The 22,281-nt window shown below is 70.9% G+C and carries 16 protein-coding genes; 5 read left to right on the top strand and 11 right to left on the bottom strand.

Features of this window, described 5'->3' with window-relative positions:
• On the bottom strand, positions 1-2,939 hold a 2,939-nt coding region (locus tag ACG2DA_RS13315), incomplete at its 3' end, for a PAS domain S-box protein (protein WP_395256237.1).
• Positions 2,940-3,090: 151 nt separating this feature from the next.
• A complete protein-coding gene (locus tag ACG2DA_RS13310; protein ID WP_395256236.1) occupies positions 3,091-3,513 on the bottom strand; it encodes a very short patch repair endonuclease in 423 nt (140 codons plus the stop codon).
• 108 nt (positions 3,514-3,621) lie between these two features.
• On the opposite strand from ACG2DA_RS13310, the gene ACG2DA_RS13305 reads away from it, so the two are divergent.
• Positions 3,622-4,941: a DNA cytosine methyltransferase gene (locus tag ACG2DA_RS13305; protein ID WP_395256234.1), complete on the top strand. Its 1,320-nt coding sequence runs from the start codon at positions 3,622-3,624 to the stop codon at positions 4,939-4,941.
• Between the two features lie 99 nt (positions 4,942-5,040).
• On the opposite strand, the gene ACG2DA_RS13300 is transcribed toward ACG2DA_RS13305, so the two are convergent.
• The 7 genes from ACG2DA_RS13300 to ACG2DA_RS13270 form a co-directional block, all read right to left on the bottom strand.
• Entirely contained in the window at positions 5,041-7,644 is a 2,604-nt protein-coding gene (locus ACG2DA_RS13300) for a DNA gyrase subunit B (RefSeq protein WP_395256233.1), read from the bottom strand.
• Positions 7,645-7,877: 233 nt separating this feature from the next.
• Complete coding sequence (locus ACG2DA_RS13295; RefSeq protein WP_395256232.1) at positions 7,878-8,330, bottom strand: DUF721 domain-containing protein; 453 nt, start codon at positions 8,328-8,330, stop codon at positions 7,878-7,880.
• Between the two features lie 515 nt (positions 8,331-8,845).
• A complete protein-coding gene (gene dnaN, locus ACG2DA_RS13290) occupies positions 8,846-10,051 on the bottom strand; it encodes a DNA polymerase III subunit beta (RefSeq protein WP_395256231.1) in 1,206 nt (401 codons plus the stop codon).
• A gap of 562 nt (positions 10,052-10,613) precedes the next feature.
• A complete protein-coding gene (locus tag ACG2DA_RS13285) occupies positions 10,614-11,981 on the bottom strand; it encodes a sulfatase (protein WP_395256229.1) in 1,368 nt (455 codons plus the stop codon).
• 92 nt (positions 11,982-12,073) lie between these two features.
• Entirely contained in the window at positions 12,074-13,633 is a 1,560-nt protein-coding gene (gene kaiC, locus ACG2DA_RS13280; protein WP_395256228.1) for a circadian clock protein KaiC, read from the bottom strand.
• A gap of 123 nt (positions 13,634-13,756) precedes the next feature.
• A complete protein-coding gene (locus ACG2DA_RS13275; protein WP_395256227.1) occupies positions 13,757-14,146 on the bottom strand; it encodes a circadian clock KaiB family protein in 390 nt (129 codons plus the stop codon).
• Positions 14,147-14,270: 124 nt separating this feature from the next.
• The gene (locus ACG2DA_RS13270) at positions 14,271-16,493 is read right to left on the bottom strand and encodes a response regulator (RefSeq protein ID WP_395256225.1); all 2,223 of its coding nucleotides are present in this window, start codon (positions 16,491-16,493) and stop codon (positions 14,271-14,273) included.
• A gap of 445 nt (positions 16,494-16,938) precedes the next feature.
• Between ACG2DA_RS13270 and ACG2DA_RS13265 the strand changes: the two genes are divergently transcribed.
• Positions 16,939-18,450, top strand: coding sequence for an ArsB/NhaD family transporter (locus ACG2DA_RS13265; RefSeq protein ID WP_395256224.1), 1,512 nt, complete (start codon positions 16,939-16,941; stop codon positions 18,448-18,450).
• A 13-nt stretch (positions 18,451-18,463) separates the two neighbouring features.
• Here ACG2DA_RS13265 and ACG2DA_RS13260 read toward each other — a convergent pair whose 3' ends face one another.
• Together ACG2DA_RS13260 and ACG2DA_RS13255 are read right to left on the bottom strand one after the other, a co-directional pair.
• Positions 18,464-19,273 carry a hypothetical protein gene (locus ACG2DA_RS13260; RefSeq protein ID WP_395256223.1) on the bottom strand — a complete coding sequence of 270 codons (810 nt, stop codon included), beginning with the start codon at positions 19,271-19,273 and terminating at the stop codon, positions 18,464-18,466.
• The gene (locus ACG2DA_RS13255) at positions 19,257-19,526 is read right to left on the bottom strand and encodes a hypothetical protein (RefSeq protein WP_395256222.1); all 270 of its coding nucleotides are present in this window, start codon (positions 19,524-19,526) and stop codon (positions 19,257-19,259) included. Before ACG2DA_RS13255 ends, ACG2DA_RS13260 begins: the two co-directional genes overlap by 17 nt.
• A 71-nt stretch (positions 19,527-19,597) precedes the next feature.
• On the opposite strand from ACG2DA_RS13255, the gene ACG2DA_RS13250 reads away from it, so the two are divergent.
• From ACG2DA_RS13250 to ilvC, 3 genes are all read left to right on the top strand, one after another.
• Complete coding sequence (locus ACG2DA_RS13250) at positions 19,598-20,158, top strand: GNAT family N-acetyltransferase (protein ID WP_395256221.1); 561 nt, start codon at positions 19,598-19,600, stop codon at positions 20,156-20,158.
• A gap of 218 nt (positions 20,159-20,376) precedes the next feature.
• Entirely contained in the window at positions 20,377-20,976 is a 600-nt protein-coding gene (ilvN, locus tag ACG2DA_RS13245) for an acetolactate synthase small subunit (protein ID WP_395256220.1), read from the top strand.
• 102 nt (positions 20,977-21,078) lie between these two features.
• Positions 21,079-22,092, top strand: coding sequence for a ketol-acid reductoisomerase (ilvC, locus tag ACG2DA_RS13240; RefSeq protein WP_395256219.1), 1,014 nt, complete (start codon positions 21,079-21,081; stop codon positions 22,090-22,092).
• Positions 22,093-22,281 lie beyond the last annotated feature (189 nt).

Genomic DNA, 22,281 nt, shown 5'->3' with positions numbered 1-22,281 from the left:
CGGCGGCCGTCGGCGGTGACCAGCACCACGCCCGCCCCGCCCGCCGCCGCCGCCTCGGCCACCAGACCGCCCCGCGACTTCGCCCCGGACGATTTGCTTCCGGAGGACGGGCTTCCGGAGGACGGGCTTCCGGAGGACTTGCTCTCAGGACGCCCCTTTCCGGACGGCCCAGCCCCGGGGTTCTTCGATTCGGCTTTCGCGGCCCCGGGCGTCGCCGTGCCGGCGACGGCGGACCGGGGGGAGCCGTTCGCCCGGTCGGACGTGCGGCCGGACCGGCCGGACCGGCCGGCGGAAGGCAGGCCGGCGAGGGCGGCGTCGGCCAGCACCAGCGGGAAGGCGTGTCCCTCGGCGGCGGCGGCGGCGACCATCTCGTGCGCTTCCTGCGCGGTGGAGGCGGTCACCGGCGCCATCTGCCAGCTTTCCAGCGCCTCGCACAGCAGACGGCGGTTCTCCGGGCTGGCGTCCACCACCAGCACGGGCAGGCCCCGCAGCTTGGGGGCGAGGTCCTGCGGCACGTCCGCCGCGGTGCCCTCCGTCGAGACCGTCGCGGGGTCGGCGGCCGGCAGCGTCAGGGCGACGTGGAACGTCGTGCCGGTCGCCGGCACGCCGTCGGCGGTCCGCCGGGCGCCCTCGGGCAGATCGTCCTCGGAAACGCTTTCCATCCAGACGGTGCCCCCCATCAACCCGACCAGCCGGTGGGTGATGGACAGTCCCAGCCCCGTCCCGCCGTGCTTGCGGGTGGCGGTGCTGTCCGCTTGGGCGAACGGCTGGAAGACGCGCTCCCGGTCGTCGGCGGCGATGCCGGGACCGGTGTCCTGCACGGTGACGTGCAGCCGCACCGGCTCTCCCACGGCCGGCTCCGGTTCGTCGGCGTCGTCCCGTTCGATCCGCACCGCGACGCGGCCGCGGTCGGTGAACTTCACCGCGTTGCCGGTCAGGTTGGTGAGGATCTGCCGCAGGCGGACCGGGTCCCCGGTGAGGGCCTCCGGCACGCCCCGGCCGACCGAGCCGGTCAGCTCCAGCCCTTTGCGGTCGGCGACCGGGGCGAGGCTGCGGACCGTCTCCTCCACCACCTCCCGCGGAGAGAAGGGGGCGGGGTCCAGCTCGAACCGGCGGCTCTCGATCCGGGAGAAGTCCAGAATCTCGTTCAGCAGCGCCAACAGGTGGTCGGCGCTCTCCCGCACCGTGCCCAGCCAGTCCAGCACGTGGGCCGGCAGCGGTTCGTCGGCGGCCAGTTCCGTGAACCCCAGGATCGCGCTCATCGGGGTGCGGAGTTCGTGCGAGACGTTCGCCAGGAACTCCGTCTTCGCCCGGCTGGCCTGCTCCGCCCGGCTGGTGGCGCGTTCCAGCTCCTCGGCGGCCCGCTTCTGCTCCGTGATGTCCCGAGCCACGAACGCCGCCCCGACCACCCGGCCGGCGGCGTCCCGCACCGGGCCCACGGTCAGGCTGACGTCGATCCGGACCCCGTCCGCCCGCACCCGCTTCGTCTGGAACTGCTCCACGCGGCGGCCGGCGGCGGCGGTGGCCATCAGGCGGCGGTCCTCCTCGGCCAGCTCCGGCGGGACGATGCCCAGCTCCGGGGCGGTCTTGCCCAGGGCGAAGTCCGCGGGGTGGCCGTACATGCGGACCGCCCCCTCGTTCCAGGTTTGCAGCACCCCGCGGAGGTCCTTGGAGGTGACCGCGTCCGGGGTGGCGCGGACGATCTCCGCCAGGCGGTTGCGGTCCTGCTCGCGGCGGCGGCGGGCGGTTACGTCCCGGGTGAAGCACCGCAGCACCGGGCCGACGAACAGCCCCCCGCCGTCCGCCCCCTTCCCGTCGCCGTCGCCCGGGGGGGCGGGGCGGTTCGGGGCCTCCCCGGGCCCGGGGGGCGGCGGGGGGCGGCGGGCGTCGGCGTCGATCAGCAGGGTGCGGACCTCCCCCCCGATCGGGCCGCCGTCCTCGCCGATCAACTCCGGCGGGGAGCCGGGGCCGGGGCCGGCGGTGAGGAAGTCCGCCTCGTGTCCCAGCAGCGGCCGGCCGGAGCGGGCCGCCGCCAGCAGCGGACCGCCGCCGCGGCCGTTCGGGGCGAACAACTCCGTGATCGGCCGCCCCGCCAGCGAGCCGGGCGAGCGGCCCAGCGAATGGGCGAACGCCCGGTTCGACCGACGAATCGTGCCGTCCGGCTCCAGCAACACGATGCCGGCCGCGGCGGTTTCGAACAGGTCGTCCAGATCGTCCTCCCGGGCGGCCAACCGTGCCGCGGTACGGGTTTGCGTCAACGCGGCGGCCACCTGCCGCCCCACCGCCGCCGCGATCGACCCGGCCCGGGCCGCCTCCACGGCGGATTCGTCCGCTTCGCCTTCCCCTCCCTCGGCGCCCTCCAGCGGCGGGGGGTGGGGGGTGAAGAACTCGCACACCGCCGCGACCGCCCCGTCGACGACGATCGGCGCCGCGAACGCTCCCCGCAGCCCCGCCCCCGCCAGCGCCGCCCGGATCGGCCCGTCGGCGGCCGGCCCGTCGGCGTTGTCGGCGTTCCCTTCCTCAGGCTTTCCGGACGACTCCCCGGACAGCGGCCGCCAGACCGGGCGGGCGGCGGCGAAGGCGCGGCCGGCGGCGGTGGGGGCCTGCGGGCCGCTCCCGCCCGGCAGCGGGCCGGGGCCGGCGGCGTCCAGCGCCGCGGCCAGCGCCGCCCCGTCCGCCGCCCCCGCCGCGAGGTGCCAGATGTTCGTATCCCGCAGCTCCGCCTCCCGACCGCCGTCCCCGCCCGGGGGCGGGAGCACGACGTGGCCCAGCGGCCAGCCGGTCAGTTCGCAGATCAGTTCGACGCCGGCCTCCAGCGCCCCCTCGGGGGAGTCGGCGCCGGCGGCGAGGTCCGCGGCCCGGGCCAGCGCCGCGGCGAACTCCATCCCGGAACCAACCGGCTCGGCGGGGCGGGCGGCGGGGGGCGCGAAGTCGTTCACAGGAACCTGATTGTCTGCGCCCCGCCCGCCGGGAACAGCCTGCGGGGCGGGCCGGGGAGGATCGCCCCGCGTTTTCTCAAGTTCCCGTGGGAAAATCGCCGTCGCCAAGCGGAAAAATCCCCCGCCGACGACCGAGCCGGGTCCCCGTCCGTCAGTCCAGGAACCGCCGCAGGCGCCCCGCCAGCCGGTCCAGTTCCGCCGGCTTGGTCTGGCACTCCCACACGACCATCACGCCCCAGCCGTCGGCCCGCAGCTCCCGCTGGTTGCGGCGGTCGCGGGCCACGTTGCGGGCGAACTTCGCCTCCCAGTACGCCGTGCGGCTGGCCGGCGTGCTGCGGCCGCGACGGCAGTCGGCGTGCGGGTGCCGGTGCCAGAAGCAGCCGTGCACGAAGACCACCTTCCGTCGGCCGGGGAAGACCAGATCCGGCGTGCCGGGCAGGTCGCGGCGGTGCAGTCGGAATCGGTAGCCCAGTCGATGGGCCAGTTTTCGCACCACCCGCTCCGGTCCGGTGTTCTCCGACCGCACCGCCCGCATGATGGCGCTCCGCACGGCGGGGTCGACGGAATCGGCCACGGCGGGAACGGGTGGAAGGAGACAGGTTGAAGGTGGAAAGATCGCCGCTTCGCCCCCCACCTTCGCCCCCCGCCTTCAACCTTCAACCTTCCTCCTTTCCCCCGTCCCATGACCCCGCGGTTCGCGACGATCGCCCCGACCGCCGCCGAACTCCAGGACGGCGTGCTGCCGCTGGGCCCGCTGCGGGGCGGCCGCTGGCTGGACGAGTCCGAGACGTTGCGGATCGACGTTCCCACCGACGGCGGCGAAGGAGACGGCGGCGAACGCACCCTCGAAGCCGCGCTGTCCGGCGACGGGCCGCTGTTCGGGGAGTCCGCCCAGTCCGCGGCGCTGGCCGATTGGTATCGGGAAGTCGGCCTGACCGCCGACGCCGGGATCGCCGACGCCGGGATCGCCGGCGGGGGGCTGCTGATCCGCCGGATCGGCCGCGGGCGGGTGCGGGTCTCGCCGCTGGGGGGGCCGTTCCAATTCATTGATCTGTTCGCGGGCATCGGCGGCTTCCGGCTGGGTTTTGAAGCGGCCGGCGGCGAGTGCGCGTTCTCCTCGGAGATCGACGCCGACGCCTGCGACACCTACGAGGCGAACTTCGGCGACCGCCCCCACGGCGACATCACGCAGATATCAGCCGCCGACGTGCCGGAGCACGACATTTTATTAGGCGGTTTCCCCTGTCAGGCCTTCAGCATCATCGGCAAGCGGCGGGGCTTCGAGGACACCCGCGGCACGCTGTTCTTCGACGTCGCCCGCATCCTCAAAGAGCGTCGCCCCGCCGCCGCGGTGCTGGAGAACGTCAAACAATTCCGCACCCACGACGGCGGCCGCACCTGCGCCACGGTGGTGAAAACGCTGGAGGACCTGGGTTATACGACGCACGTCACGGTGTTGAACGCCTTGGACTACGGCGTCGCCCAGCGGCGGGAGCGGACCTTCATCGTCGCCCTGCGGGACGAGCCGAAAACCCCCTTCCGCTGGCCGGCCCCCTACCCGGAGCGGGCCGACCTAGCGGAGATCCTCGAACCGGACGAGGCCGTCCCGACGAAGTTATGGGGCACGGACTATATTCGCGCCAAGCGCCTGGCCCGCCTGCGGGAGCAGGGCAAAGAGCCGGTTCGGCCCTCCATCTGGCACGAAAACAAGGGCGGCCACATCGGCCAGCACCCGTACAGTTGCGCCCTGCGGGCGAACGCCAGCCACAGTTATTTATTGGTCAACGGCGAGCGCCGCCCGACCGGCCGGGAGCTGCTGCGGTTGCAGGGCTTTCCGGACGATTTCCGCATCGCGGTGAGCCACCGGGCGCTGCGAAAACAATGCGGCAACAGCGTCGCCGTTCCGGTCATCGCCGAGGTCGCCGCCGCGGTGCGACGGGTCATGGCGTTCTCATACCAGCCCGGAGCGCAAGCTCCGGCGGTGGGTCGCCTGACGCCGTAGAGCGCCAACGCGAAGCGTCAGCGAGGGCCGCGGGCGCCGCAGCGCGGAACGCCCTCGCTGACGCTTCGGGTTGGTGGGCGGCGGGGCTCAGAAGCGCTTCTAAACGTCCAAATCGCGGGCTTCGAGGGCGTGTTTCTCGATGAACTCGCGGCGGGGTTCGACCTGATCGCCCATGAGGACGCGGAAGATTTCGTCGGCGCCGCTGGCGTCGGCCATCGTGACCTGCATCAACGTGCGGGTCTCCGGGTCCATCGCGGTGGTCCACAGCTCTTCGCTGTCCATCTCGCCCAGCCCTTTAAAGCGGACGACGGCGAGGCCGCGTTCGCCCAGCTCCCGCAGCGTGGGGAGCAGTTCCCGCAGACTTTCCAGGCCCTCCTCGCCGCCTTTGTGACGGACCAGGAACGGCGTGACCGGCTCGCCGTTCTTAAGTCCGGCGGAGATCAAATCCGTCGCGTCCACGCCGAGCCCTTTCAATTCGGCGAGGGCCTCGTTGATGCCGCGGATCTCGTGCAGGTCGGTGACGATGAACGGCGGGGGGGCGTCCTCGTCGGGGGTCGCGCCGTCGGCCGCCGCGCCCTCGGCGGGGGCGTCGGGCTGATGCTCTTCGAGGAAGGCGTCGAGGGCGGCTTTATCGGCCAGCCAGCGCTCCTCCGGGCCGATCGTCACCCGGTAGCGGGGCAGTTGCCCGCCGCGGCCCTGCTCGTCGACGCCGATCCGCTCCTCGCGGACCAGCAGGCGGAAGTCCACGCCGCGGCGCTCCAGCGTTTCCAACGGCTCCTCCAGCTTGCCCAGCAGGCCGGCGAGCCGGGCGAGGGCGTCGTCGGCGTATTCGAAGCCGTCCTTTTTCACGACCAGCGTGGTGCCGTCGCGGCCCAGTTCGGCCAGTTCGGACTGCATCTCCTCGTGGGTCAGCACGTACCGCGGGGGCGCTTTGGAGCCCTTCTTCGTCACCCGGTACAGCGGCGGCTGGGCGATATAAACCGCCCCGCACCGCACCAGTTCCCGCAGGTGCCGGAACAGGAAGGTGAGGATCAGCGTGCGGATGTGGGAGCCGTCGATGTCGGCGTCGCACATCAGAATGATGCGGCCGTAACGGCGCTTGCGGACCTCTTCGTCGCCGGCCTGCGGGGGGACGCCGACCGCTTTAAAAATGTTGCTGATCTCGTTGTTGTCCAGCACTTTGACGAGCTGAGCCTTCTCCACGTTGAGGATCTTGCCTCGCAGCGGCAGGATCGCCTGGTGCTCGCTGTCCCGGCCGGTGTCGGCGGAGCCGCCGGCCGAGTCGCCTTCGACCAGATACAGCTCGGTGTTTTCCAACTCCCGGCTGCGGCAGTCGCGGAGTTTTTCGGGCAGGCCGCCGGTGGTCAGGGCGCCTTTGCGGCGGACCATTTCGCGAGCCTTCTTGGCCGCCTCGCGGGCCTCCGCGGCCTTGACCGCCTTTTGAAGGATCACCTTGGCGACGTCCGGGTTCTCCTCCAGATATTGGGCCAACTGCTCCCCGACGACGCTGTTGACGGCGCCCTCGGCCTCGTTGTTGAGCAGTTTGACCTTATTCTGGGCGAGGAACTTGGGGTCCGGCAGCCGCACGGTGACGACGCCGGCGAGGCCCTCGCGGAAGTCGTCGCCGGCGGGAACGACGTCTTTAAAGGCGTTGGTCCGCTTGCCGTAGGCGTTCAGCGTGCGGGTGAGGGCCGTTTTGAAGCCGGAAAGGTGGAAGCCGCCCTCGCTGTTAAAGATGCCGTTGCCGTAGCAGCGGATCTGCTCGGCGAAGCCGGCGTGGTATTGGAAGGCGACGTCCACGCCGATGAGCTGCGGGGAGCCCTGCTCCTCACCGACGGTGATCTCGCCGGAGCAGCGGATCACCTGCGGGAACAGGGGCGTTTCCGTGCGGTTGAGGTACTGGACGAACTCCGTGAGGCCGTCCTCGTAGCGGAACTCCTCCTTCTGGTCGGTGCGTTCGTCCTCGATGCTGGTCCGCAGGCCGGCGTTGAGGAAGGCGGCGTCGCGGAGGCGGCGGTGCAGGGTTTCGTAGGAGACGTCCGTGTCGCCGAAGATGGCGGCGTCCGGTTTGAAGGTGACCGTGGTGCCGGTCTCCGAGGCCGTGCCGAGCTTCTTGAGCGGCTGGGTGAGTTCGCCCCGTTTGAACTCCATGGTCCAGTGGTGGCCGTCGCGGCGGACCTCGGCTTCGAGCCACTCGGCGCAGGCGTTGACGGCGGTGATGCCGATGCCGTGCAGGCCGCCGGTGCCGGTCGTGTAGCCGCTGGAGCGGTCGAACTTGCCGCCGGCGTGCAGCTCCGTGAAGACGACTTCCAGGGCGCTGCGGCCGCCGAGCTTTTCGGACTCCGCGACGGGGATGCCGCGGCCGTCGTCGGAGACGGTCACGGAGCCGTCCGCGTTGATCTTCACCCGGCAGGTGGTGGCGTAGTCGTTGCTGAACTCGTCGATCACGTTGTCGATGAGTTCGTACACCAGATGGTGCAGGCCGACGGCGTCGGTGCCGCCGATATACATCGCCGGCCGCAGGCGGATGCCCTCGATCCCCTGCAAATGGCGGATCTGGTCCGAACCGTACGTGCTGCCGTCCGGCCCCACGCCGGCGTCGGCGCCCCCGGCCCCGTCGACCGCCGCGGCGGCGGCGCCGTCGACGCCTCCGTCAACGGCCTGGGAAGTCGCGTCGGGGGGAGCGGGAGCGTCGGCGGACATGCGCGGCGGGAGCGAGAAATACGGCGGCGAAACAGGGTTCCGGGGCCGTCATTGTACGCTCCGGAGGCCGGTTCGGACATGCCGGAACGGTGGCCGCCGGTTCACTATCTCCGGGGCGTCCCCTGGGGCGCGCCGCCGACCGGCGACGGCGAACCGGGGCCGTCTCCCGTGCCGCGGCGCGTGCGGCCCTCGCCGACGCTTCGGGTTGGTGTTGAGTCGCCCAATGTCGCCCCTCAGCCCCCAAACGGGCCTTGGTTCTTGTCTCTTGGGATTTGCTGATTTCCCAGCGCCGGGTCGGGCGGCTGGGCGGGGTTCGGGCGCTCCGACGGCGGCTTGCGGAGTTCGCCGTTGAGTTTGAACTTCAGCGCCCGCAGCCGGGTCTCCGGCATCCGGCGCTGCATCTCCGCCAGCAGGCGGTCCTTGTGGAAGGAGGCCAACTCCCCCAGCAGGGCGCTGTTCTGCACGCCCACGTGCAACGCCCCGTGCCGCACGCCGATCACCCGGGTGCGATCCGCGATCCGGTCCCCGGCCGCGGCCCGCCAGTCCTGCGCCAGCTGCGTGCTCTCCCCGGTCGAGGCGACGCCCTTGATGCGGATCAACTCCGCCAACGCCGCCCCGAGCGTCGGCGGCGTCCCGGGGCCGGTGCGGGGCTTGCGGCTCGAACCGGCGGGCTTGCGGGGCGGCATGGGATGATCTTCGCTCGAACGCCGTGACGTCGCCGCATCTTACAAACCCGAAGCGTCAGCGAGGGCCGCGGCGCGTTGCATTACTCGCTCGACAGACGAAAATCGCGGCACCAACATCGTGTCGGTGCCGCGACGTGGAAGGTCACCGCCGTCTCCTCGACGGTCGAAAAACCGTCATCCCTACCGTCGACAGTACCGACGGAGGAGGGCGTACCAAATTTGGCACACCGGGAGCGGCCGCCCCGCGTGGGGCGTACACTTCTGGTATCGTCTCAAGGAACGTGTCCTCGTTGCGGGTCATGCAAACGCGTTGACGACTGGCTAGGCCTGAGAAACTCAACCAGCCGACAACGCACCAAGTTGCGAGGCATCACGTCACCCCGTTCCCGACGGCCTCGCGTCGTCGGGAACGGGGTGTTTTCTTACACTGACACTGAACCTTTCTGCAGGTTTGGGGAGAGCGACAAACGCGTCGCCGCTCTGGCTCCCATTCCAGTCAACTTAGAAATTCGCCCCTACCGGTCGCGGCTTAGCGGCATGATGACGTAGGTGTAGTCGCCGCCGGTGCGGAGGACGGCGGCGCTGTCCGGGTCGTTCAGGCCGAGGGTGAAGGTCGCCTCCGGCTCCAACACCTTCAGGAAGTCCGCCACGAAGCGGGGGTCGAAGGTGATCGTGAACGACTCCCCGTCGTAGGGCACCGGCAGTTCGATCTTACTGGCCCCCACGTCCGCGGCCCGGCTGGTGAGGGTCAGGTTGCCGTCCTCGAAGGTGAAGTCGACGCCGCGGGTCTCGTCGCTGGTCACGATCTGGGCCTGACGGACCGCCGAATAAAACGGGCCGGCGACCATCTCGACGGTGTGTTTGCTTTCGGCGGGGATCACCTGCCGGTAGCGGGGGAAGCGGCCCTCGACCAGCCGGGCGGACACGACCACGTCGCCGGCTTTGCAGAGTACGTCGTTGTCTCGCAAGGTGACGAACACCTCGCCGTCGGCGTCGCCCAGCACGCGGTCCAGGATGTTCAACGCCTTGGCGGGGATCACCGGCCCGTCGCCGGGGCCCGTGCCCGGGGAGCCGGTGGCCGACGCCGAGGCGTCCACCACGGCGAGCCGGCGACTGTCGGTGGCGGCGAAGGTGACAGTCTCGCCCCCGCCGCCCCCGTCCCCGGCGACGCCGCCGGAGCCCACCTCCACCAGCACGCCGCCCAGGGCGTAGCGGGTGCTCTCGGTGTCCGTGGCGAACAGCGTGCGGCGGATGGCGCCCTTCAGCACGCCCTCGGAGAGGGTGTGATAGGCGTCCTGCTCGAAGTCGGCGACCGGCGGGAACTCCGCGGGGTCCTCGGGGGAGAGGCGGAACTCCGAGTGCCCGGCCCGGATCCAGACGGCGTCGTTCTCCTCGGCCCCCTCGTCGTCGCCGCCGGCGGCGCCGCGGGCGCTGCCCGGGGCGGGGCCGAGCTCCAGGTGCACGGTGTCGTCGTTGAGTTCCCGCAGGATCTGCTGGACGCGTTGGGCGGGCAGCAGGGTGGAGCCGGGACGCTCGACGGTCACGCCGCCCAGTTTGACCCGCACGCCGACCTCGCTGTCGGTGCCGGACAGCACCGCGTGATCGCCCTCGGCGTCGATCCGCACGTTGCGGAGGATCTCCTTGGGCGTGCGGGAGGGCACGGCGGCCCCCACGGTGGTGAACGCCGCGGCGAGGGCGGGACGGGCGCAGTGAAGCTTCATTCGGGCGGGCTGGTCAGAACCGGGGGCGCCGGACCGAAGCCGAGCGCCCAGCGGGAGGGATCTCCCAGTCTACGGCATCCCGGGGGAGGCGGGACCTCTTCACGCCCCTCCCCGCCGAAGGGACCGCGATTGTCGCGCGTCCGTTCGCCACCGCCCAGCGTAGCCGACTCCCCGCCCCGATCGGCCTTTCGCCCCGATCGACAAGGACCGCGTGAAACGCTCGACCCGTTCTCTACCGATCGGTACGTTACTCCGCCCCGCGGCGTCCGGCCGGAGGCCGGGCGACGCCCTCGCTCCCCAAGAATCAGTAGTATTCCTTTACGGGGAGCCCCTTCGCGGTGCACGGCGCGGCGGCGGCGGGCGTTACTTGCCGCGGGACAACGGGTTGCGATTGCGAACCGCCCCCGCCCCGGCGCGAACAACTGGTGGGTCCGCGGTGGATGCGCGGTGGGGAACCGGTCGACGGCGCGTCCGCCCGTCCACCGCGCCGCCGGCGGCGAAATCGCGGCCTCGGCCGTGCACCGGCCGTCGACCGGTTATTCGCGCGGCTGGGGAGCGGGGTTCAGTCCGCCAGAGCCCGCAGCCGGGCGGCGATCTCGGGGCGGTCGGCGAGGCGGTTCGTCGTTTCCCGGGGGTCCGCGGCGAGGTCGAACAGCGCTTCGTCGCCCTTGTGCCGCACCCACTTCCAATCGCCGTCGCGGACCGCGACCCACGCGGCCCGGTCCAGCTCCGCGTGGGAGCCGGTCGCCCAGACGATCGGCACGTGCTTCGGCAGGGGCTCCCCGCGCAGCAGCGGGGCGATCGACTGGCCGTCGAGGTTCGTCGGGGCGTCCTCCAGCAGGCCGAGGTCGGCGAAGGTGGGGAACCAGTCCAGGGCGGTGGCGACGGCGTCGGTCGTCGCGCCGGGCTGGACCACGCCGGGCCACCGCACCAGACAGGGGACGCGGACGCCGCCCTCGTACAGCGTGGCCTTCTCGCCCCGCAGCGGGGCGTTCGAGCCGCCGTAGTCCGGGTCGCCGCCGTGGTCGGACATGAAGATCACCAGCGTGTCCTCCGCCTGCCCGCTCTCCTCCAGGGCGTCCAGCAGCCGGGCGATCCCGGCGTCCATCCCCACGACCTTCGCCGCGAAGGCCCGCCGCAGCGGGTTCTCGATCCGGCTCCCCAGACGGGTCACCTTCTCCAGGTCGGCCGGCTTGGGCTGCATCACGTTTCGGGTTCGATTCGCCGGTTCGTCCCAGCCTTTGCCGTAGTGCGGGGCGTTGTAGGCGACCTCCAGGAACCACGGTTCCGATTCGTCTCGCTTGCCGCCGCGGATCAGGGCGACGGCCTCGTCGGTGATGACGTCGGTGGCGTAGGCGTCGGTGGGGACGAGTTCCTCGCCGCGGTACCAGTCGGGGACGTTGCCGTAGCGGCAGGTGAAGAAGTCCACGCAGCCGCCGGTGTGGCCGAAGAAGGTGTCGAAGCCGTGCTCGGTGGGCCAGAACTTGCCGCCGCCTTCGCCGATCGTGCCGTGGCCGAGGTGCCACTTGCCGACGAGGTGCGTGCGGTAGCCGTTCTTCTTCAGCAGCGAGACGAACGTCGTCTCGTCGGCCCGGAGGCCGCGCTGCGCGTCGGCGGGGTCGAGAAACATCAGCGCCCCGGTGAGGGCGTCGGCCGAGCGGTGGGCGAACCGGCCGGTCAGCAGGCCGAACCGCGAGGGCGTGCAAATGCTGCTGGCGGCGTAGAACTGCTCGAACTTCAATCCCTCGGCGGCGAGGGCGTCGAGGGCCGGGGTGGGGATCTCGCTGCCGTAGCAGCCCACGTCGTTCACCCCCTGATCGTCCGAGACGATCAGCAGCACGTTCGGCCGGACGACGGACGGCTCGTCGGCCCCGGCGAACGCGGGGCAGAGGACGACGACGGCGGCGGCGAGGAGGGGGCGAGCGTTCATCCCGCCACGATAAAGCGGCCCCGCGGGCCTGTCCCGCCGAGGCCGCCGTTCCCCCTCGCCCTCCAGGGAGAGGGGGAAATCTCTCGCCCCGCTCAGGCGGGGATGTTGCCGATCACGGCGTTCACCTCGCGGACCGGTTCGCCGAGATGAATGCCGTCGTTGTCGATCGTGAACCGACGGACGTGTTTGTCGTGCTGGCTGCCCCGCATTTTGATAACGGACAGGCTGCGGCCGACCTCCTCCCCCTGCTCCAGATAGCGCAGCAGGACGATCGCGTCGGTGAGGGTGGAGATGTGGGCGCCGACCTTCCCCGCCGGGCCGACCATGTGGGGGCTGGTGGCGGTCAGCAGGGCGCAGATGCGTTCGCGTTTTAAATGGCTGGACAGGCCGATTAAAAATTCGCGGAAGGTGCGGGGGGTGCTGATCCGCTCCAGGGCGCTGATGCTGTCGATCACGATCCGTTTGGGACGGAACAGTTCGATTTGTCGGCGGATGCCGTAGAGGTGCCCCTCCAGGCCGCGGTTCTCCGGGTATTCGCTGCGGACCTTTAACAGCCCCTCCTGCTCCCAGCGGTCGAAGTCGTAGCCCCAGTTGGTTGCGTTGCGGCCTAATTGGGGGCGGCTTTCCTCGTAGCTTAAATACAGGCTGCGTTCCCCGATCTTGCAGCCGTGGGCGGCGAAGGTGGAGCAGAGCAGGGTTTTGCCGCTGCCGGTGGGGCCGCTGACCAGCACGACGGAGTCCTGGAACAGCCCGCCGCCGGCCATCCGGTCCAGGTCCGCGTTGCCGAAGGGGATGCGGGTGGAGACGCTTTCCTGCGACAGCCGGGCCGCCGAGAGCGGCAGCACGACGATCCCGTTGTGCTCGCCGTCGGGCGGGGCGGTCTCGCCGCCGGCGGCGATGGTGAAGGGAAACTCGCCGTGGCGGTGGCGGTCGCCGCGGAGTTTATGCACCTGCACGGTGCGGCGGATCCGCTCGTTGGCGAGGGTCTGCCGCAGGATCAGCACGCAGTCGGCGACGAAGTCCTCGATGCCGTGCCGGGAGATCGGCCCGTCCTCCTCCAGCCGTTCGGAGGTCATCACGGTGGTGCAGCCGGCGTCCCGCAGGACGTCCCGCAGCCGGACGATCTCCCGCCGCAGCAGGCCGTGATCGTCGAACTGGCTGAACAGCCCGCCCAGCGAGTCCAGCACGACCAGCTTGGCCCCATTCTCCCGGATCGCGGCCTGAACCTGCAGGAGGATGCCGGAGAGGTCGTAGGCCCCGGTCGGCGCCTCGGCGTCCGGGCGGGGGGAGGCGTCGACCAACTGCAGCAGACCGGATTCCGCCGCCCCGCGGAGCCCCCAGCCGAGGGTCTCCACGTTGCGGAGCAGCTCCTGGGCCCGCTCCTCGAAGGTGACCAGCGCCGCCGGCTCGTTCCGCTGGGCGGCGTTCCACAGGATTTGTGAGATCAGCAGCGTCTTCCCGGAGCCGCTGGAGCCCAACACCATGGTGGTGCGGCCCTGCGGCAGCCCGCCCATCAGCACGTGGTCCAGCCCCTCCAGCCCCGTGGCCAGGCGGGGCAGGCCGGAGTGCAGGTCTCCGGCGTCCGGGGCGGGGGCGTGCTCGGGGGCGCCTTCGCCGACGGGGCGGGCGTCTTCCTGGGAAGCGTGGGACATTGTGGGCGGGACCGGGGGCGAGGGGGAAGACGGAAGACCGCCGGCCGACGGGCGACGGTCGCCCCGGGGCGGGGCGTTGAGGACGGAGCGAGCGGGGCCGGCGCCGCGGGAGAGCGGGCCGGGTTACAGGGGAGACGAATCCGCCGGCGGTGAGGCGGAGGCGGCGTCCGGAACGTGTTCGGGAAGGTCGTGATCCTCCCCGACCAACACCAGGGCGCGGACGCGGTCGAAGTCCGACAGGTCGCCGATCAGCCGCACGACCGGGGACGGCTCCAAGCGAATCAGCGTGGGGGTGGCGACGATGCGTTCCCGCCGGGCCGCGACGGGGTCGGCGATCAGGTCGACGATCTCCACCTCCGCCCGGCCGCCCAGCGGGTCGATCAGGCGCCGTTCGACGTGCTCCCGGGCTCGCCGCGACAGGACGCTGTCGCCGGTCACGAATAACTGAAACCGATAGCAGGCCGGCGGCGCCCCGGCGGGGGTCAGATCCTCGGGGGACGCGGGTTCGGACAACGGAGCGGGAGGACGGACAGCCGGGATGAACGTGCGTAGAGTAACAGGGGCCGAGGCTGCGGCGCCTCTCTCAAAGGACGTCTCGGGACCCCTTCCAGGAAAGATTCATCGAGCCGCGAGGCGGTCAGTGGGCGGATTTGCCGAGGACGGCCCGAAGGAGCTGGTCCGGCGGGCCGTCCTTGACGACGTAGCACTCGGCGCCGGCCTCGAACATCTCCAGCTCGCGGTCGTCGGACTCGTGCATCGACAGGGCGATCACGCGGGTTTCGGGCTGGGCGGCCTTGAGGCGGCGGGTCGCCTCCACGCCGCTGAGCTTCGGCATGTTTACGTCCATCAACACGACGTCCGGCCGCAGTTCCTCCGCTTTCTGCAGGGCCTCCTCGCCGTCGGCCGCCTCGCCGACGACCTGCACCCCCGCCGCCCGGCCCAGCAGGCCGGAGAGCGACATCCGAATGATGCGGTGGTCGTCGGCCAGCAGCACCCGCACCGGGGGGGCGGGGGGCTCGGCGTCGGTCGCGGGACCGGACTCGGAGGGCGGGGCGGAGGCGAGCATCTCGTTCTGCGAAGCGGGGTCGAGGGAGACCCCGGCGGCGTCGGCGGGGGGGACGGAGGCGCCGGCCGCGGGGGCTTCGGCGGAGGGGGAGGAGGCGTCGGAGTCCGCGAACAGCGGGCGCTGGGCGAGTCGGCCGGCGTCCGCCGGGCAGAGCAGTCGCACCGTCGTGCCGCGGCCGGCGACGCTTTCGATTTCCATGCGGCCCCCCGCCAACCGCAGCCGTTCCGCCAGGCTAAACAGTCCGAACCGGTCGGACGCGGGGAAGTTCGTCCCGCCGGCGACGGCGTCGACGGCGGGGCCGTTCCCGGCGTCGGGGGCGGCCCCGTCGCTCGGGGCGGCCGGGGCGGCGTCGAAGCCGCGGCCCTCGTCCGAGACCGTCAAACTGAGCATGTCCGGCGAGTCCGGCCCGGTGCGGACGCGGCGCAGCGACAGCCGAGCCCGGTCGACGCCGGCGTGTCGGGAGACGTTGGAGAGCAGCTCCACCGCGGCCTGATACAGCAGCGTGCGGCCGTCCTGGGTGGCGGGTTCGGCGTCGTCCTCGCAGTCCACCTCCGCGACCAGCGACCCCGGGATCGGGCCGGCGGGGGTTCCCTCGGCAGGGTCCGCCTCCGGGTTGTCCGAGGGCGGCCGGGTGGTTTCGCCCAGCCAGCGCAGCGCCGCCACCAGGCCGGCCTCGTAGAGCACCAGCGGGCTCCACAGCCCGGTCAGGTCCTTGCAGAGCTGCACGCTGCGGACCAGCAGGGTGTCGATCTCCGCCAGCGGGCCGCCCTCCGGCTCCTCCTGCGAGGACTGGGCGCAGGCGAGGAACATCCGAGCGGCGACCAACAGTTGCAGCATGTCCTCGTGCAGCACGAGGGCGAGCTTGCGGCGTTCGCCGGCCTCGACCTCCGCGGACTTGGCGGAGGCCCGCAGCAGCCGGTCCACCTTCTTCTCAATCGCCTGACGCGCCGCCGCCTGACGGTCGCGTTCCTCCTCCGCCCGGTCGCGTTCGGCGGCCAGCCGGTCCAGCTTCAAGCAGGCCTCGGCGGCGGCGGCGATGGCGGCCACGTTGTCTCCGGCAATCGGGATCGCTTCCTCCAGCCCTTCCCGCCGCACCACCCGTTCCGCTCGGGCCGGATCCTGGGCCTCCGCGGGACCCTCGTCCCACGCCGGATCGCAGGTGAGGATCAGCGGAACGTCCGGCAGCCGCTCGCGGACGGCGTGCGGCAACTGCATCCCGTCGTCCCAGGCCATGCCGTCTCGCAGCACCGCGAACAGGAACGGCCCCGGGTCGGCCGCCTGGTTCGGGTTTTGGTCCGAGGTATGGTTTTTTTGTCCGTCTCGGCTCGCCCGGCCGCCCGAGGGGTCCGGGCCGTCCGCCTGCGGCGGGACGTCCGGGTTCGCCCGTGCGTCTGGGGCCCATCCGGCGCCGGGGGTTTGGGCGTCGGGGGTTTGGGCGTCGGGGGTTTGGGCGTCGGGGGCTTGGACGCCGGGGGGCGGGGCGAACCGGTTCAGCAGTCGGACCGCTTCCGCCCGGGAGGCGGCGACCTCCAACTTCACCTGCGGGAGGACCCGCCTCAGTTCCGCGGCGGCGCGGGTGCGGGCCTGATCCCGGTCGTCCACCAGCAGGGCCCGGGAGATCCAGCGGGACTCTGCATTGGGCGTGCCGTTCGTCGGCGCGCCGTTCGTCGGGGCGCCGTGGGGAACGCGGTCTGGGGCGTCGGGCGACGCGCCGTTCGGGGCAGTCTCCGTGTGCGCCCCCTCGTGAGCGCCGGTCCCGGTCCCGGGCGCCGGCGAAGCAGGCGGTAAAGACATGGATGCGCGGGACGAGGGAAGGGCGGCGAGAGGGAGTGTGTGCCGAGAGGCCCCTCACGGCAACGGGGGAAACCCACCCTCTAGGCCGGTTCATGCCGTGGGGAAATCCCCCGTAGGAGGGCGGGAGGTCGTCGGGAACGCCCCCGGGACCTTGCCCTCCGGGGCTTGCGGGCGGGGGCGAACGCGGTGGCGGGGGGGCGGGAGAGAACCCGGGGCGGCGGTCCGGTTGGTTCCGGGCGGCGGGGGCGGTAGCGTGCCGCCCCCGCGGGCCTGTCGGCGGTCCCCCGTCGTCGGGCGCCCGCCGCCGGGCGCCCCGGGCTCCGGCGTGTCGTCGGCTGGCCCGTCGTCGGTCGCCCCGTCGGCGGCCGGTCGTTCCGCACCTCCTTCCCGTCCCGCCGGCCGACCCGTTCCGGTCGGTCCCTCCCCCCGCCCGGTTCCCGCACCCGTGCCGTTCGCACCCGTGCCGCCGCCCTGCGGGTTCGCCCCGATCCCGGCGACCGCCGACCTGACGTTCGGATTCCTCCCGCTGTTGGCCGCCGGCGGTCACGGCGGGGAGCCGGCGCCCGGCTGGGTGATGGTCCTGTTCGCGGTCGGCATGCTGCTGACCTACGCCGGCGTGGCGTTCGACCGCCTGCACAAGACCGTCGCCGCTCTGGGCGGGGCGCTGGTGATGGTATTGCTGGCGCTGAACATGCAGTGGTTCGGCGAGAAGCCGCTGTTCGCCGAATACGGCGACGTTTACGAGGTGCTCGGCGGGGAGCTGAACATCTTCGCGGTGATCATCGGCACCGGCATTCTGGTGGACGTGGTCGGCAAAAGCGGGCTGTTCCACTTTATCTCCATCTGGATCGTGCGGCTGACGCACGGCCGGGCGGGGCTGCTGTGGCTCAGCATTAATCTGCTGACGTTCTTCCTCGTCGCCGTGCTGACGATCGTCCCGGCGATGTTGATTCTCGGCTCGCTGGTGTTAGTGATCTGCCGCAGTCTGGATTACAGCCCCAAGCCGTTCCTGCTGAGCGTGGCGATCTGCGCGAACTCCGGCGCCCTGGCCACCTTCGCCAGCGGCCTGCCGAACATCCTGATCGGGACCGAGGCGGGCATCCCCTACGTGCAGTTTTTGGAGGTCAGCCTGCCGTTCGCGGTCTTCAGCCTGCTGATCGCCATGGCCGTGCTGCGGGTCTTCTTCCGCGACGCCGTCCCGTGGAAGCAGACGGACGAACAGAAGGCCGCCCTGGACGCCAAGCTGCGGGAGTTCGACCCCTGGGCGCTGGTCGAGAGCCGCTGGGTGCTGATCCGCAGCGCCGTGATCCTGGCCCTGACGGTGCTGGGCTTCGCTTTCGCCACGACGCTGGGGCTGGGCGTGGACTACGTCGCGATGGCCGGCGGGGTGGCCAGCCTGCTGTTCGCCGGCAAGGGGGTCGAGGACGCCATCGGCAAGGTGAACCTGACGGTGATCCTGTTCTTCACCGGCCTGTTTCTGGTGATCGGCTGCGTGGAGGCGACCGGCGCCTTGGAATGGCTGGCCCGGCAGGTCGTCGCGCTGAGCGGCGGCCGTCTGGAGTTGCTCGTCCCGCTGCTGGCCGTCTTCAGCGCCGTGGCCAGCGCGATTGTGGACAATATCCCCGTCGCCGCGACGCTCATTCCCATTGTCGAAAGCGTCGGTGCGGAGCCCGGCACGCAGATCGAGCCGCTGTGGTGGACGCTGATTCTCGCCAGCAACCTCGGCGGCAACGCCACCCCGATCGGCAGCATTAGTTGCGTGATCGCGCTTTATACGTTGAAGAAAGAGGCCGGCGTAACGGTCGGCTGGGGGGAGTTTATCAAGATCGGCGGCACCATTATGGTGCTGCAGGTGATCGGCATCGTCTTTTATGTCCTCGCCATGCAGCATCTCGGCTGGATTCCCGACCTGCCGGGGGCGGACCTGGCGGCGGCCCTGCCGGAAGCCGGCGGATAACGACGCGGTCGGCCTACCCGCGGGCGGGGGCGTCCCCGGCCTTGGCGACGGCGGCTTGCGCGATCGAATCTACCGCACTGAAGATTACGTCCAAAGAGTTCTGGACATAGTCGGTTGGAAGTTGGATGCGCTCGCCGGCGGCGAACCGAGCCGCCGGGCCGGCTGCGGCGAGGTAATCGGCGTTGACCACCCCGCCGGCGTGCACCAGCAGATCCCGGGCAGCTTTGAGTTCCGCAAGCGTTTCGGTCGCGTCGGGCGGTAACTCGTATTTGAATAAGTCGTTGAGCGACGAAAGCTGTTCCGCGAGGCTGCCGTACGCCCGTCGGCGAACCTCTCGTTCGACGACGCGGTTGATTAAGACGTCCCGACTCGGAGCGTCGAGGACTTCGGCGAGCGAAACCTCCCGGGTTTTCTGCCCACGACCGCTTCGCAGCAAAGCTCGGGGATGAGCGGTCAGCCAAACTCGCGACAGGTTCAAGAGAAACCCGTCGAGAATCGAGACCGCCTGCTGCACCACAAACGAGGGGAGTTCGTTCAGACGATACCCTTCCGACCGTTTGGCCGCCCTTTCCAGGATGTCGACCGTGGAAGCCGAGATCGCTGAATTCAAGAGTGTTTGAGATCCCCCGGCATTCAGGAGATGCCGCGAGATCGCCGCGAGCACCTCGGGGTCCTGAAGCCGCGGGACGGTCAGCCAAATTCCGTCAGCATCGCGCCAGTAGCGTCGAAGTGAGGCGAGTTCGCGTTTCGCGGTGGATCTGACGCGGTCGACCTTCGCCGCGAGTCCGCCCGAATCGGCAGAGGGATCAGCGGACGAGTTCATCGAGAACTCGCTGCGCAGCGTCTTGGTCGGCTTCCCACCGGAGCACGACCGTCGCCCACGGGGCGAGATTGGCAAAGGAACCCGTTTCTCCCACCCAATTGGGAAACCCGACCGCTTCCAACGCCTGCCGCACTTCGTCCACGCGATCCCACGGCACCCGCACGACCGGCGGGGCATGCCACGGTTGGTACACCTTGAGCATTCCCGGCTCGTCGGGCGGGGCGGCAGCGCGTGGTTCGGCGGCGGCGGACATCGGGCGCATCCTGGCGGAGTGGACTACGATAGACCGCAGCCCTGTCCGTCGGAACCCTCGTGTTCGCTCGCATGCCCCTGCCCCGCCCGTTGGCCGATGCGTTGTGGGCCGTTCAATTTCGGTTGAACAACCGGTTCCGGCGTCGGCTGACGGTGTTGAAGTGCGAGGCGACCGGCGCCGCGGCTTCGGCGGCGGCCGGCGTGACGGTCGTCGGGTACGGCCCCGGCGAGGCGCTGCCGGACGAACTGGCGGCGGCGTTGAGCGACCGCTTCGGGGCGGACTTTCCCGCCGTGCAGCGGGCCGAGGCCGCCGAGGGGGCGACGCTGTGGGTCGGCTCGCTCGACGGCGAACCGCGGGGCTTCGCCCGCACCCGGCCGGGGGATCGGGCGCCCGGCTGGCACGAGGCGCTGGGGCCGGACGACCGGTTGGTCTACGCCATGGCCACGCAGCGGGCCGCCCGCGGGCGGGGGGTGAGCACGGCCGTCCTGCGGGCCGCCCTCGCCGCCGTCCCCCCCGGCGGGGCCGCCTGGGCAGACACGATGGTCTGGAACGCCCCGGCGCTGACCGTGCTGCGGCGGGTGGGCTTCGTCGATCTCTATGAGGCCGACCCGCTGCCGGATCACCCGGACTGACGAACGACGAAACGGCCGGCGAATAAACTTCGTCATTCGTCATTCGTCATTCGTCATTCGTCATTCGTCATTCGTCATTCGTCATTCGTCATTCGTCATTCCTGTCCCGGCCGCCGCGAACCCGGCGGTCGTCCCCGGGGTCCGGTTGGCTTTCCCCCCGGGCGGCCCGCCGGTAGTCTGCCGCGCCGCCCGTCGCCCCCGCTCCCGGTCTGCCTATTATGCGTCACGTCCTCTCCGCCCTGGTGATGAACCAGCCGGGCGTGCTGGCGCACGTTTCCGGCATGTTGGCCAGTCGGGCCTTCAACATCGACTCGCTGGCCGTCGGCGCCACGGAGAACCCGCGGTTCTCCCGGATGACCTTCGTCATTCAGGGCGACGACCGCGTGCTGGAGCAGGTCCGCAAACAGCTGGAAAAGCTGGTCAACGTCGTCCGGGTGCTGGATTACCAGAACACGGACATGGTCGACCGCGACCTGATGCTCGTGAAGGTCTCCACCGCCGGCGTCGGCCCGAACGGCGAGGAGAACCCCGCCGCCCGCCGGACCGAGATCCGCGAATTGGTGGACGTCTTCCGCGGCAAGATCGTGGACCTCTCCCCGGCCCACCTGATGGTCGAGCTGAGCGGGCAGGAGTCCAAGATCGAGGCGTTTATCGATCTGGTGCGGCCGTTCGGGATTCTGGAGCTGGTCCGCACCGGCCGCGTGGCCCTCGCCCGGCGGGGCCGGATCACCGAGGGCGTCGAGGACGCCCAGGACCCCGCCGCCCAGGCCGAGAAGGCCGCCGAAATCGAAGCCGCCGCCGAACCGGCCGCCGCGTAACGCCGGTCGCTTCCACGACGCGACAACGCATTCGTTAGCCGTCCTCTTGAAGAGGACGGCTAACTCCTCTTCACTCCCCCCCACCCCCGCGAAGCCCCCCCGATGGCCGCGACGATTTACTACGAAGACGACGCCGACCTGTCCCTGCTGGACGGCAAGACGGTCGCCATTCTCGGCTACGGCTCCCAGGGCCACGCCCAAGCCCAGAACCTCCGCGACAGCGGCGTCAACGTGGTCGTCGGGCAGCGGAAGGGCTCCGCGAACTACGATCTGGCCGTCGAGCACGGCTTCAAGCCCGTCAGCGCCGCCGAGGCCGCCGAGGCCGGCGACCTCGTCAACCTGCTCCTCCCGGACGAGGTGCAGGCGGACGTGTTCAAGGCCGACGTCGCCGGCAATCTGAAGCCCGGCAACGTGCTGATGTGCTCCCACGGCTTTAATATCCACTTCAACCAGATCGATCCGCCCAAGGGCGTCGGCTGCGCCCTGGTCGCCCCCAAGGGCCCCGGCCACCTGGTCCGCAGCGAGTACGTCGCCGGCGGCGGCGTCCCCTGCCTGATCGCCCTGCAGGAGAGCGAAGGCACCAGCCTCGACGAGGTCCGCGGCCTGGCCCTGGCCTACGCCAAGGGCGTCGGCGGCACCCGCGGCGGCGTCATCGAGACTACCTTCGCCGAAGAAACCGAAACCGACCTGTTCGGCGAACAGGCCGTGCTCTGCGGCGGCGTCTCCGAACTGGTCAAAGCCGGCTTCGACACGCTGGTGGACGCCGGCTACCAGCCGGAGATGGCCTACTTCGAGTGCATGCACGAACTCAAGTTGATCGTCGACCTGCTCTACCAGGGCGGCCTCAGCTACATGCGGTACAGCATCTCCAACACCGCGGAGTACGGCGACTATAAAACCGGCCCCCGCATCATCACCGACGAGACCCGCGCCGAGATGAAGCGGGTCCTGGAAGACATCCAGAGCGGCAAGTTCGCCCGCGACTGGATCCTGGAGAACAAGGCCAATCAGGCCAGCTTCAAGGCCACCCGCCGCCGCGAACGCGAGCACGGCGTGGAGCAGATCGGCCTGAAGCTCCGCGAAATGATGAGCTGGATCGACGACAAAAAGGTCTGAGCCCCGACCCGGCCGCCCGAGAGTTCAACGCCCCGGACGCCTCAGGCGTCCGGGGCGTTTTCGTTTTCCGCCGGGCGGGGGACAGTCGGTAGAATGACCTTCTCTCGGAATTTGGAGATCCGCCCGATGTCGTCCGCGTTCGCCCCGCCGTCTTCCGCCCCGTCCCGCCGCCCCGCCGGCCGGCGGAAG

It is taken from the genome of Alienimonas sp. DA493 (assembly GCF_043951915.1).
Classification (GTDB): Bacteria; Planctomycetota; Planctomycetia; order Planctomycetales; family Planctomycetaceae; genus Alienimonas.
Note: the sequence above shows the minus strand (reverse complement) of the source record. Positions and strands in the feature narration are given on the sequence as shown.